Source organism: Desertimonas flava (assembly GCF_003426815.1).
Lineage (GTDB): Bacteria > Actinomycetota > Acidimicrobiia > Acidimicrobiales > Ilumatobacteraceae > Desertimonas > Desertimonas flava.
In genome coordinates this window covers 318823-330990 of sequence record NZ_QKYK01000003.1, presented here as the reverse complement: position 1 = coordinate 330990, position 12168 = coordinate 318823, and the positions used below count along the sequence as shown (strand labels likewise).

Genomic DNA, 12168 nt, shown 5'->3' with positions numbered 1-12168 from the left:
CGATCGGGTGCGCCCACGGCGCCCAGTCTGCCCGACCGGGGCACCGCGACGCAACCAAGTCATATACGATTACCGCGGTGAACATCGGAACGGTCGGGGTGTGGCAGGGCGGGTTCGGGCCGCCGGCCGACGTCGACCGAGCGTTCGCCGCCGAGGTCGAATCTCTGGGGTACGCCGCCATGTGGTTCGGCGAAGCGCCGGGCGGCAAGGAGGCGTTCACGCGGGCGACGACCCTGCTCGCGTCGACCTCGACGCTCGTGATCGCCACGGGGATCGCGTCGATCTGGGGCCGCGACCCGCTCACCACGGCGTCGGCCATCCGCACGGTGAGCGAAGCATTCCCCGGTCGTTTCGTCGCAGGATTGGGTGTCAGCCACGCGCCGGCGGTGGAGGCGCGCGGGGCGCGGTACGAACGCCCGCTGTCGCGGCTCCGCGAGTATCTGGCCGCCATGCGCGGCGCCACGCTCGGATCGCCCGATCCCGACGTCGCTCCGACCGTGGTGCTCGCCGCGCTCGGCCCACGCATGCTCGGACTGGCACGCGACGCCTCTGACGGCGCCCATCCCTACTTCGTGACGGTGGAACACGTGCGCCGGGCCCGCTCCCTGCTCGGACCGGGGAAGCTGCTCGCTCCCGAGCTCGCCGTGGTGCTCGAACCCGACGCCACCGAGGCCCGCCGGTTGGCCCGCTCGCACACGGGCTCGTTCTATCTCTCGGCGCCCAACTACGTGAGGGCGTTGCGTTGGCTCGGCTGGGACGACGACGATCTCGAGGGCGCCGGGTCGGACGCGCTGGTCGACGCTCTGGTCGCCTGGGGCGACGAGGAGGCCATCGCGCAGCGCGTGCGCGAGTACCTCGACGCCGGGGCCGACCACGTGTGCATCCAACCGGTCACCGGGATCCGGCCCCTGCTCGACGGGCCGGATCACGCCGCGATCGAGGTGCTCCGCCGGCTGGCCCCGGCATTGACAGCGTTCGGCGACGCCGAGTCCTCGGGCATCCGTCCGTGACGCCGTTCCGGGTTCACGAGGAACTGGACAGTTCGTATACGATGATCGTGTGACCAGGGATGCCCGACCATGACCGTCGTCGTCGACTCGCCGGAGTTCGCCGAGCTCGTCGATCCCGGAGCCACGATGACCGAGATCGGCTCCGGCTACGAGTTCAGCGAGGGCCCCGTGTGGGACGTGCGCGAACAGGCACTCCTGTTCAGCGACATCCCGGGCGAGGCCCGCTGGCGGTGGACCCCCGGCGAGGGCATGGTGCGGGTCGCCTGGCCGACGTTCAAGGGCAACGGGCTGGCCTTCGATCTGGAGGGCAACCTGCTCGTGTGCGAGCAGGTGACCAGCTGTCTCGCCCGGTTCGACCGCGAGGGGCGTCGCTCGCTCGTCGCCTTCCACTACGAGGGCGTTTACCTGAACAGCCCGAACGACGTGGTCGTGCGTTCGAGCGACGGCAGCATCTACTTCACCGATCCCGACTACGGCCGGTGGAACGACTGGATCGGATGCAAGCGGGAGTTCGTGCGCGACTTCAAGGGCGTGTACCGGGTCCCCCCGGGCGGCGGTGACGTCGAGCTCGTCGTCGACCCGGGTGAGTTCGACCAGCCCAACGGCCTGTGCTTCTCGCCCGACGAGTCGCTGCTGTACGTCAACGATTCGCCGCGCGGCGAGGTCAAGGTCTTCGATGTCGCGCCCGACGGCGCGCTGAGCAACGGCCGCGTGCTGCTCGACAAGATCGGATCGGGAGAGCGGGCCGAGGGCAACGTCGACGGCATGGAGTGCGACGCTCTCGGCAACGTCTGGACGTCGGGACCGGGTGGCGTCTGGGTCATCACGCCGGCGGGTGAGCGAATCGGGCGCATCGAGACGCCGGAGATATGCGGCAGCCTGGTGTGGGGCGGCTCCGACCTCCGCACGCTGTTCCTGACCACGTCGACAACGGTCCAGGTGATGCCCACGATTGTCGCCGGTGCGGCGCTGCCCTAACACCGATCCGTCGTCCGGTGGGCTGGCGCTCCGGTACTTGCGACGTGCAGATAATCATATATGATCGTTCGATCGCGGGGTGGCCGTCGTGCGTGGACGGCTGTCGAGAACGCGGGCCACAGGAGGCAACATCGCCATGTCCCGAACACTGATCCCTTCCCGGACCCACGTCCGGCGTCGTCGAGGGGCGGCGATATTCGCGACTGCCGCGATGGTCGCCGGCACGTACGTGGTCGGCGACGCCGCGGCGAGCAGCCCGCCGGAGCGACAGGGCGGCAGTGTGACCGTTGCGCTCAACGGTCCGCCGCTCGCCTTCGACCCGAGCCTCGACCGGGTCTCGTTCTCCTACGGTGTCTCCACCGTGGCGTCGGCGATCTTCGGCAACCTCGCCTACGTCGAGCCGACCACCGGCGCCGTCGTGCTCTACTTCCTCGAGTCGCTCGAGCCCAACGAGGACGCCTCGGTCTGGACGATGCGCCTCCACCCGGACATCAAGTTCAGCGACGGCACACCACTCGACGCCGAGGCGATCAGGTACAACATCGCCCGCTCGGCGGATCCGGCGACCGGGTCGCGGTTCCAGCCGGCTGCCGAGGGGCTCGAGATGGAAGTGATCGACGAGCTGACGCTCGAGGTGACGTTGCCCGAGCCCAACCGGCTCTGGGATGCTGCCGTCGTCGCCAACTTCGCGGCGGTCGGCTCGCCGACCGCGATCCAGGAGTCGCTCGACGCCGGTGAGGAGCCGGGCACGAACCCCGTCGGGGCGGGTCCCTTCATGGTCGTCGAGTGGGATCCGGGCCAGCGCATCGTGCTCGAACGCAACCCGTACTTCGAGGACTTCAAGCCGGGTCAGCCGTATCTCGACGAGCTGATCTTCCAGCACGTGCCCGACGACCAGCAGCGCGTGTCGGCGGTGACGTCCGGGGCGGCACAGATGGCCGTCGTCTTCGGTGGCCGCCAGACCGAGGAGCTGCGCGAGACGGCGAACGCGGTGGTGACGACGCCCGGTGGCGCCAACACGATCAGCCTCAACACCCAGATCCCGCCGTTCGACGACGTGCGGGCGCGCCGGGCCCTGGCGATCGCGCTCGACCGATCGGTGATCGGCGGGGCCATCAATCCGGGCTCGCCGCTGTCGACCGGGTTGTTCCCCGAGGAGTCACCCTTCTACAACGCCGAGTACACGTGGCCCGAGCACGATCCGGAGGAGGCCCAGCGACTGTTCGACGAGCTCGCCGCCGAGGGCAAGCCGGTGGAGTTCACGTACACGACCAACGACAGCGCGACGCAGGCCGACGTGGTGAACGCCCTGCTCGCCGAGCTCGGAGTCTACGACAACGTCACGATGACGCCGGACGTCCGGACGCAGAACGACTACGTCGCCGCGACGCAGGTCGCCCACGACTTCCAGGCGACCGCGTCGTGCGTCTGCTTCACGGCCGCCGTCCCGTTGCTGTACGACTACGTCGCTCCGGGCGCCGGGGAGAACTACTCGGAGTGGGAGAACGAGGACGTCACGGCGGCCCTGTCAGGACTGTTCGCCGCCGAGTCGATCGAGGAGCAGAAGGCGGTGTGGGACGTCGTGCAGCGCGAGCTGGTCGAGGAGATGCCGATGATCTTCATCACGCGGGTGGTGATCACGCTCGGCTATGCCGACGGCCTCATCGCGCCGGTGCCCGTCAACCTCGGGACGTATCCGATCTGGGCCGAGATCGGCTACGAGTGAGCCGCCTGACCGGCGAGGTCAGGCCGGTCAGCGGCGAGGTCAGGCCGGCCAGGAGAGGACCTCGGCGGCGGTGCCGCCGAGGATCCACTCCCGCTCCTCGTCGCTGAGGAACGGGATGCCCTCCTGCCAGAGGCGCAGGCAGTCGACATAGCGGAGATCGCCGATCTGGGTGATGTCGACGGCCCACATCATGCGCTGGGCGCCGAAGGCGTCGCGCACCCTGGCGACCACGTCGTGGACGTCGCGGAACGGGTACGGCTCCTTCGAGCGGTTCGGGGCGTCGCTCACCTTCACGTAGACGTTGGGGAGCTCGGCGAGGGCGAGGAGATCGTCGAGGGCCCCGAACGATTCGCCGACGGTGTCACCGGCGACGCTGGCGAGGTGATCGACGATCAGTCGCAGGCGCGGGTGGCGTGCGGCGATCGGGCCCAGGCCTGCCACGCTCGCCTGCGTCAGGCAGGCGATGGGCACACCCTGGGTCTCGCACTCGGCCCAGAACCAGTCGAGCGACCGATCGTCGAGCACGTCGCCGACGAGCACCCCGCCGTCGTTCCACTTGAGGAAGGCGAGGCGCATCCCGACCATGTTCGGTTGGTCGAGCCAACCATGGATCCGCGTGGCGGCATCGGGCCCGTACGGATCGAAGCGGCCCATGATCTTGAAGCGATCGGGAGCCTGGGCGGCGGTCTCGAACGAGGCGCGCTGATCGTCGTGCTGCCAGATCGGCGGGACGATCACGGCCCGGTCGACGCCCGCGTCGTCCATCGCCTCGAGCATCTGCTCGCCGGTGAAGGCGGACACGGCCGGTGTCGGCCGCCACGGATCGCTCGGCCACGGTTCGGCCGGCGTGTTGGCTCGGTAGAGGTGGGCCTGAGCGTCGATGACGGGGTGGGTCATGAGCCAGAACATATATGATCTGACCCGACGAGCACGGACGGATGCTCACCGCGCTCAGGAAGGGACCCCTCGTGGACGTTGCCGAAGTCGACCTCGAGTCCGCCATCGCCGCCGCCGACCCGATCGCCCTGCGGGCGGCGCTGTGGATCCAGACGCGATCCCCAGCGCTGGCCGCGATGCCGTCGCACCGTCCCGGCGCGATGACCTCGCACGTCGTACCCCCGCTCGAGTTGCGCGAGCCGAGCGACGTGGAACGGGTCAGGGCCGAGGCGCTGGTGGTGATGCGAGCGCTCCAGGCCGGTGACCTGACACCCCGCACCCCCACCGCCGCGGACGTCCCGACGATCGTCGAGCTGCTGACCGGCGACCGCGTCGCCGAGGAGACCCACGAGTTCTGGTGGGAGGAGCTCGCCGCGGTCGAGCAGTCGCGGCGTCCGGACCCGATCGACGAGGCGGCGCTGCGCCGCACCTTCCCCGATCTCCACGTGGTCATCATCGGGTCAGGCATGGGCGGGATCAGCGCCGCCGTGATGCTGCAGGCGGTTGGGATCCCGTTCACGATCCTCGAGAAGAACGCCGACGTCGGCGGCACCTGGTTCTCCAACACCTACCCGGGGGTCCGTGTCGACCTGCCGAGCCGCGCCTACTCGTACACGTTCGAGCCGGACCACCTCTGGCGCCACTACTTCGCGCCGCAGGACGAGTTGCTCGAGTACCTGCAGCACGCCGTCGACCGGCGCGGACTTCGCGAGCACATCGAGTTCGAGACCGAGGTCAGCGCCCTGCGATGGGACGCCGATATCCAGACCTGGCACATCACGGTGCGCCGCGCGGATGGTTCGACGACGACGATCGACGCCAACTTCGTGGTGAGCGCCGTCGGCCTGTTCAGCCGCCCCCGCCAGACCGACATCGACGGCCTCGGCACGTTCCGAGGTACGGCGATGCACACGAGTGAGTGGGATCACTCCGTGGACATCAAGGGCCGTCGCGTCGGCGTCGTCGGCACCGGCTCGAGCGGCGTCCAGGTCGTGCGCGAGCTGGCCGACGCCGCCAGCCGCCTCACCGTGTTCCAGCGGAGTGCCAACTGGATCAGCCAACTCGCCAACTACACGTCGCCGATCCCCGACGACGAGCTGTGGATGCTCGCCAACTTTCCCTACTACGTCAACTGCGTGCGGATCATGCAGGTGCACTCCATCGGTGACACGGACGCTCGCGTCGGGTTCAACGACGTCGACCCGGACTGGGACGATCCGCATTCGGTCAGCAAGACCAACGCCGCGCTCCGTGAGTCCATGGTGAGGTACATCGAGGAGCAGCTGGCCGGCCGGCCCGACCTCATCGAGAAGGTCACGCCCGTGTATCCGCCGATGGCCCGGCGGGTGCCGAAGGACAACGGCTGGTACGCCGCGCTGCGCGAGGACCACGTCGACCTCGAGACCCGCCCGATCCGACGAGTCGTGTCCGACGGCGTGGAGCTCGAAGGCGGCGACGTCGTCGAGCTCGACGTGCTCGTCCTGGCGACCGGCTTCCGCACGACCGAGTACCTGTGGCCGATGACGGTCACCGGCGTCGACGGCGTCGACCTCTCCGAGGCGTGGTCGACCGACGGGCCCCGGGCCTATCTCGGCATCATGGTCCCGCGCTTTCCCAACCTGTTCTGCCTGTACGGCCCGAACACCAACCCGATCTCCGGCGGGCCGTGCATGTGGGGCGAGCTCCAAGCGCGCTTCGCCGCCGAGGCGATCGGCGCCCTCGCCCGCGCCGGCCGGCGCAGCATCGACGTGCGGCGCGAGGTGTTCGAGGCCTACAACGAGCTGCTCGACGAGAACCTGGCGACGAAGGTCTGGCTCGACTCGCGCCAGACGTCGTACTTCGTGAACGATCACGGCCGCGTCGTGACGAACGCGCCGTGGCAGACGCGCCAGTACTGGCGCTGGACCCGCCGTCCCGAGCTCGACGACTACCACCTAAGCGGCGGGGCCGACGAGGGGCAGTGATGTCGGTGAGCGACGGTTCGACTCCCTTGACTGCGATCACCGGCGGGACGTCCGGCATCGGCTTGGCCATCGCGCATCGCCTGCTCCAGCGGGGGCACCGCCTGGCGATCCTCGGGCTCGAGGACGTCTTCATGGACGACGCCCGCCGCCAGTTCGATGCGGACTCCGTCCTGCTCGTCTCGGGAGACGTCGCCGAACCGGCGGCGAGCGAGGAGCTGGTCGGCCGGGCGACCGACAGGTGGGGGGCGCTGAGTGGCCTCGTGGCATGTGCCGCGGCGCGCGCCACCGGCGCCGTGCCCGAGACGGCGCCCGAGGTGTGGGAGCGGACGATCGCCGTCAATCTGTCGGGGGTCTTCTACGCGTGCCGCGCCGCGCTCGGCACGATGGTCGCGGCAGGAGGGGGATCACTGGTGGTGATCGGCTCGGCGTCCGGCTACGGCGGGGAGGCCCACGCCGCCTACGCGACGTCGAAGGGGGCGCTGTTCAGCCTGGCCATGTCGATGGCGCTCGATCACCGTGGCGACCGAATCCGGGTCAACGTCGTGGCGCCCGGAACGACGCGGACGCCGATGAATCGAGGAGTGAGAGACCCACGAGCCGAGGCCGTGATCGCCGCCCGTTCGTCGGTGACCGGCGACCTGAACAGCGCGGACGACGTCGCCGCGGTCGTCGCCTTCCTGCTGTCGGACGAGGCCCGCGCCATCTCCGGCGCGATCGTCGACGTGGGCTACTTCCACGGTGAGCCGTTCCGCCGCCCCGACCTCGGCGCCGGCGACTGACGAGGCTCCGCACGACGATGCCGATCGCGTGGTCAGGTCAGATCCGCTCCCAGGTGGCCGATCGGCTCCGCGGCTCGTCGGTCAGCACGAGGATCGAGTCGTCCAGCCTCACCAGTAGGGTCTGGTCGGATCCGATGTCGTCGGGAACGACCGATTGGTCGACGTGATGGACCACGCGCTCACCCGTGAAGTCGTATGTCCCGCAGCAGGCACGGAAGTCGTCGTACGCCGTCGCCTTCTCCTCGGGCGTTCCGCCGTAGACCGCCTCGTCGCCGAACCTCGAACGCTCCGGCGTCGACGTCTGCACCGACATCGTGCCCTGCTCGGTGTAGATGAGCTGGCCCTGTGCGCGTTCCCACTCCGGGAACCCAGCCGTCGGGGTGTCGCCGTCCAGCGGCGACGTCCACGCAACGAGCCGCCAGGTGCCGACGAGCGGGCAGTGCTCGCCGGCGGCGCTCATCGGCTCGCCGGCATGGGGTACTCGTCGGCGTTGAGCACCCATCCGGGTTGCTCGGAGAAGTCGATGCGGGGCGGCGCGAACACGTCGAAGAAGACGCGCCGGCGCGTGCCATGGGGCTGGCTGGTGTGGATCAGCGGCGGGGGGATCACGACCGTCGCCGGCGATTCCGTCACGTGATGATCGTCGTCACGCCACGTCGTTGCATCGGGCGTCCACGCGACGCGGAAGTGATGGGTGAAGTCGCCTTCCACCTGCAGCGAGACCTGCTCGAAGTCGTCGTGGTGATGGGGCGACAGCTTGTTCGGCTCGCGCAGATCGGACCGCGGGTCCGAGGCGTTGATCATCACCGTCGTGCACCGGAACAGTCGGCCGTTGCGACCTTCTTCGAGGGGATGGTCGGCGGCTCGGTAGACCCGAATTCGCTCGCCCGCCGGCGGGGCGGGCCACGGCGCCCAGGGTGCGACGTTGGGATCGTCGATCTCGTAGTCGGCGGCGTTCGCGCAGCGGGCCGCCAGGTCGGGGACCGTCGGTGCGCCGAAGATGCGAAGCACGATGCCCGGAGCCGTGACCCGAACCGTCGACGGCCCCGACGGCATGACGACCACGGCGAACTCGTTCACGTCCTCGGAGTCGGACCCGTCCTCGACCACGACGCCGGCCCCTTCGGCCACGACCACCATGTACTCGCCACCGGTGTCGACCGACAGCTCGTCACCCGCCTGCGCCTCGGTGTGGGCGATGACCATCGCCTGGCTGCGCGTCCACCACGTGCGGCTCCCGTTCGGGTGCTCCTCGTCGGCGGCGACGTGATGCAGCTCGCGACACGTCGGCTCGCGAGGCGTTCCGGCGGGGACGGCGACGCCGGTGGACAGCTTCGAGCGCGGATCGGACGCGTCGTACGGCATCGCGAAATCGTATCAGATCTGTCGGGTCGGCTCATCGGGGCCGGCGCCGGGCTCAGGAGCCGCAGATGCCGGCGTCGACCAGTCCGCGCCTGAGCTCGTCGATCAGGTCGGCGCGGGCCCGTACCGAGACCGGGGCCTCGAAGGACATCGAGCCGTGGAACGCGCCGCGGTAGAGGTGGAACTCGACCGCCACGCCCTGCCCGAGCAGGCGGCGGGCGAAGTCGATGGCCTCGTCGCGGAGCGGATCGACCTCGTTGGCCGTGATGTACGTCGGCGGGAGGTGATCCACCAGCTCGCAGGTCGCCGGGGAGGCGTAGGGCGGGAGATCGTCGACCGTGTGGTCTCCGAGGTAGTACCGCCAGCTCAGTTCGGCGTCGCGCCGCCGCCACACGGGGGTGTCGTCCATGGCAGTCATGCTCGGCGTGGCGAGACGCGGGTCGAGGACCGGCTCACCGAGGAACAGGAACGACAGCGGGGGATCATTGGATCGGTTGGCCAGGGCGACTCCTGCGGCGATCGCCGCGCCCGCACTCTGGCCGCCGAGCGCCAGCCGACCGGTGTCGAAGCGTTCCGACGCAGCATTGGCGGCGCACCAACGCAGCACGGTTCGTCCGTCCTCGAGGGCGGCGGGGCACGGATGCTCCGGCGCCAGGCGGTAGTCGACGGACACGATGGCCATCTGCAGCTCCCGTACGAGCATCGTGAGCAAGGGGTCGTTGGAGCGCTCGTCGCCGAGCACGAACCCCCCGCCGTGGAAGAACACCATCGTCGGGACCGGTTCGACGGAGTCCGTGGGCCGGAAGATCGCCACCTTCACCGGTGTCCCGCCGTCACCCTCGACGCGGCGATCCTCGACGACGACGCCGGTCCAGTCGGTGGAGTCGGCTCGTCCCGCCGCCAACGCCTCGACCCGAGCGCGTGCCGCAGAGACGTCGTCGAGGCCGGCGGGCGGGAACGCGGCCGCGGCCTCTCCCAGGCCCGGGGCATAGGTGTAGGTCACGCCGTCACCCGCTCCCACGTCAACGCGCGGGTCCGCGACTCGTTCGTGAGCACGAGGGTCGATGCGTCCACGTCGACGAACCGGATCTGGTCGGTGCCGATGTAGTTGGGTGCGTTCGATTGCCGGACGTGGTGGATCACCCGCGCGTCCCGATGGGTGAACGTCCCGCTGTAGGCGTGGCATTCGTTGAACGCCCTGGCCTTCTCGGTGAGCGTTGGTTCGGTCCCGGCGAATCGGTCCCGGTCCCGCTCGGACATCTGCATCGACATCGTGCCGTCGGCGGTGTAGATGATCTGGCCTGTCACGCCGTGCCACGCCGGCGCCGGGCTGGTCGGCTCGTCGACGAGGTCGCGCCATCCGACGAGGCTCCACGTCCCGATGAGGGGACAGTCCGGTTGTGGTCGGCTGGTGGTCATCGTTCCTCCGTGGTGCCGTCGAGGATGTACTCGTCGAGGTCGGGGCGCCGGGTCCATTGCCAGTACTGGTGCGTCTTCCACGGCGCGTTCGTCGTGACGCGGCCGTGCTCGTTGGTGATGTACGACGTCTGGCGAGGGTCCAGCCAGACCTTGGTGCTGAGCGCCTCGTCGAGCCGGGCGTTGTAGTCGTCGAACACGTCGCGCCGGACCTCCATGCTGCGGTGGCCGGACCGCGCCAGCGCGCCGATCGCCTCGACGACGAACCGCGCTTGGAACTCGCCCCACATGCACGGCCCACCGGTGGTGGGGTTGGTGTTGGGACCGTAGGAGCAGAACAGGTTCGGGAAGCCGGGCACCATGATCCCCAGGTAGGCCCGGGCCCCGTCGGCCTCCCACACGTCCGACAGTGTGACACCGCCGACGCCGACGATCTCCATCGGCCAGAGGAAGTCGGTGGCGCGGAACCCGGTGGCGAGGACGAGCACGTCGAGGGGCACGACGTCGCCGTCGTCGAGCTCGACACCGTCGGCCACCACGCGGCGGATGTGGCGCGTCTCGAGAGCGACGTGGTCCTCGCGCAGTGCGCGGTACCAACCGTTGTCCATCGGCAGGCGTTTGGCGAGGGCCGGGAAGGCGGGGGTGCAGCGCTCGATCAGGTCGGGGTGCCCGTCGAGCTCGGTGCGGAGGTACTCGAGCAACTGGGTCCGGAGGGCGGCGTTGGGGGCGCTCACCGAATCCGGGTCGTCCCAGTCGGGGTCGACGTCGATGAGGCTCTGGCGGGCGTCGCCGCGTGCGTAGATCTGGATGACGCGGACGCAGTGCACGTAGAACGGGAAGCGCTCGATCAGCCACCGTTCACTCTCGGCGACCGGCTCGGTGTAGCGCGGGGCGTGGCCGAGCCAGTTGGCCGTGCGTTGGAAGACCGTGAGATGGGCGGCGACCTCGGAGAGTGGCCGGACGACCTGGATGCCGCTCGAGCCGGTGCCGACGACGCCGACCCGCCGGCCGGTGACCTCGCAGGAGTGGTCCCACTCGCTGGTGTGCATGGCCATCCCGCGGAACGAGTCGAGACCCTCGAAGTTCGCCTCACGTGGCCTGCTGAACAGCCCGACGGCGCTCACGACGAACTGGGCGCGTTCGACTCCGGTGGTCCCGTCGGCCCTTCGCGTCTCGAGCACCCAGCAGCGATCGTGCTCGGCCCACGTCAGCTTGGTCACCTCGGTCCCGAACACGATGTGCCGGCCGATGTCCCGCCGCTCGACCGTGTGCTCGAGGTAGTGCAGCAGCTCCTCCTGCGGGGCGAAGTGGTGCTGCCACGGATAGTCGGGCTCGAACGTGAACGAGTAGGCCCGGCTGGGCACGTCGACGCGCACGCCCGGATACGTGTTGGAGTGCCACGTGCCGCCGAGCGCGGCGTTCTTCTCGATGATCGTGAAGGGGATGCCCGCTGCCTGGAGCATCACTGCGGCGCTGATGCCTCCCATTCCCGACCCGATGATGACGACACGCAGCTCCGGAAATGTCGCGTCGAGGTCGGCGCGGTCGATCGGATCCGCTCGCCGGCTCAGCGGCTCGGCGGCGAACTCCTCCCACCAGAACTCGTGCGTCGCCTCGGCCGGCGCGTCGCCGGTGAGCATCTCGACGATGGTGGCGATCTGCGCTCGCTGCGGCGTTCGCGGCTCGGAGCCGCCGGCGAGATGGGCGCGCAGGAACGCCGCCGCGTCGGCCCGCACGCGGGCCACGTCGTGATCGTCGAGCAGCTCGATCGGTGGGAGCAGGTGCGTCACCCCCGAGGGGCGTCCCGTGGGCATCGCGATGAGCGACGCCAACTGCGTCTGGATCCAGAGAGCGGCGCGAAGGGCGACCGGATCGGCCGACTCGATCGCCGCCGTCAGCTCGTCGTCGGAGAACGGGTCGGACACGATGCAGCAATCATATGCGATTCTGTGGTGCAGTCTCAAGGTCGCGTGCTCGTTTGAATGAGCGCCGCGCCA

General features: G+C 69.6%; 11 protein-coding genes. 5 read left to right on the top strand and 6 right to left on the bottom strand.

Annotated features, from left to right (window positions below):
- The first annotated feature begins 77 nt into the window (after positions 1-77).
- The 3 genes from DN771_RS06395 to DN771_RS06385 all read left to right on the top strand — a co-directional run bounded on the left by DN771_RS06395 (position 78) and on the right by DN771_RS06385 (position 3714).
- Positions 78-1010: a TIGR03620 family F420-dependent LLM class oxidoreductase gene (locus DN771_RS06395; protein WP_205528443.1), complete on the top strand. Its 933-nt coding sequence runs from the start codon at positions 78-80 to the stop codon at positions 1008-1010.
- A 69-nt stretch (positions 1011-1079) separates the two neighbouring features.
- Complete coding sequence (locus tag DN771_RS06390) at positions 1080-1988, top strand: SMP-30/gluconolactonase/LRE family protein (RefSeq protein ID WP_116996507.1); 909 nt, start codon at positions 1080-1082, stop codon at positions 1986-1988.
- A 211-nt stretch (positions 1989-2199) separates the two neighbouring features.
- Complete coding sequence (locus tag DN771_RS06385; RefSeq protein WP_116996506.1) at positions 2200-3714, top strand: ABC transporter substrate-binding protein; 1515 nt, start codon at positions 2200-2202, stop codon at positions 3712-3714.
- A 39-nt stretch (positions 3715-3753) separates the two neighbouring features.
- On the opposite strand, the gene DN771_RS06380 is transcribed toward DN771_RS06385, so the two are convergent.
- A complete protein-coding gene (locus DN771_RS06380; RefSeq protein ID WP_162941626.1) occupies positions 3754-4611 on the bottom strand; it encodes an amidohydrolase family protein in 858 nt (285 codons plus the stop codon).
- Positions 4612-4682: 71 nt separating this feature from the next.
- Here DN771_RS06380 and DN771_RS06375 point away from each other — a divergent pair, with 71 nt between their 5' ends.
- Complete coding sequence (locus DN771_RS06375) at positions 4683-6614, top strand: flavin-containing monooxygenase (RefSeq protein WP_162941625.1); 1932 nt, start codon at positions 4683-4685, stop codon at positions 6612-6614.
- Between the two features lie 26 nt (positions 6615-6640).
- Complete coding sequence (locus DN771_RS06370; protein ID WP_162941624.1) at positions 6641-7393, top strand: SDR family NAD(P)-dependent oxidoreductase; 753 nt, start codon at positions 6641-6643, stop codon at positions 7391-7393.
- A gap of 37 nt (positions 7394-7430) precedes the next feature.
- Here DN771_RS06370 and DN771_RS06365 read toward each other — a convergent pair whose 3' ends face one another.
- From DN771_RS06365 to DN771_RS06345, 5 genes are read right to left on the bottom strand one after another with little or no spacing between them, the layout of a single operon-like run.
- Positions 7431-7853: a lipocalin-like domain-containing protein gene (locus DN771_RS06365; RefSeq protein WP_162941623.1), complete on the bottom strand. Its 423-nt coding sequence runs from the start codon at positions 7851-7853 to the stop codon at positions 7431-7433.
- Positions 7850-8758, bottom strand: coding sequence for a cupin domain-containing protein (locus tag DN771_RS06360; protein WP_116996501.1), 909 nt, complete (start codon positions 8756-8758; stop codon positions 7850-7852). The genes DN771_RS06365 and DN771_RS06360 overlap by 4 nt, the downstream gene beginning before the upstream one ends.
- 52 nt (positions 8759-8810) lie before the next feature.
- The gene (locus DN771_RS06355) at positions 8811-9758 is read right to left on the bottom strand and encodes an alpha/beta hydrolase (protein WP_162941622.1); all 948 of its coding nucleotides are present in this window, start codon (positions 9756-9758) and stop codon (positions 8811-8813) included.
- The gene (locus tag DN771_RS06350; RefSeq protein WP_162941621.1) at positions 9755-10174 is read right to left on the bottom strand and encodes a lipocalin-like domain-containing protein; all 420 of its coding nucleotides are present in this window, start codon (positions 10172-10174) and stop codon (positions 9755-9757) included. The genes DN771_RS06355 and DN771_RS06350 overlap by 4 nt, the downstream gene beginning before the upstream one ends.
- A complete protein-coding gene (locus tag DN771_RS06345) occupies positions 10171-12096 on the bottom strand; it encodes a flavin-containing monooxygenase (RefSeq protein ID WP_116996498.1) in 1926 nt (641 codons plus the stop codon). Before DN771_RS06345 ends, DN771_RS06350 begins: the two co-directional genes overlap by 4 nt.
- Positions 12097-12168 lie beyond the last annotated feature (72 nt).

Excerpts from the sequence above, each read along its gene's own strand:
- DN771_RS06390 (WP_116996507.1), top strand. The coding sequence starts at position 1,080 with ATGACCGTCGTCGTCGACTCGCCGGAGTTCGCCGAGCTCGTCGATCCC.
- DN771_RS06385 (WP_116996506.1), top strand. The coding sequence starts at position 2,200 with ATGGTCGCCGGCACGTACGTGGTCGGCGACGCCGCGGCGAGCAGCCCG.
- DN771_RS06380 (WP_162941626.1), bottom strand. The coding sequence starts at position 4,611 with ATGACCCACCCCGTCATCGACGCTCAGGCCCACCTCTACCGAGCCAAC.
- DN771_RS06365 (WP_162941623.1), bottom strand. The coding sequence starts at position 7,853 with ATGAGCGCCGCCGGCGAGCACTGCCCGCTCGTCGGCACCTGGCGGCTC.
- DN771_RS06360 (WP_116996501.1), bottom strand. The coding sequence starts at position 8,758 with ATGCCGTACGACGCGTCCGATCCGCGCTCGAAGCTGTCCACCGGCGTC.
- DN771_RS06350 (WP_162941621.1), bottom strand. The coding sequence starts at position 10,174 with ATGACCACCAGCCGACCACAACCGGACTGTCCCCTCATCGGGACGTGG.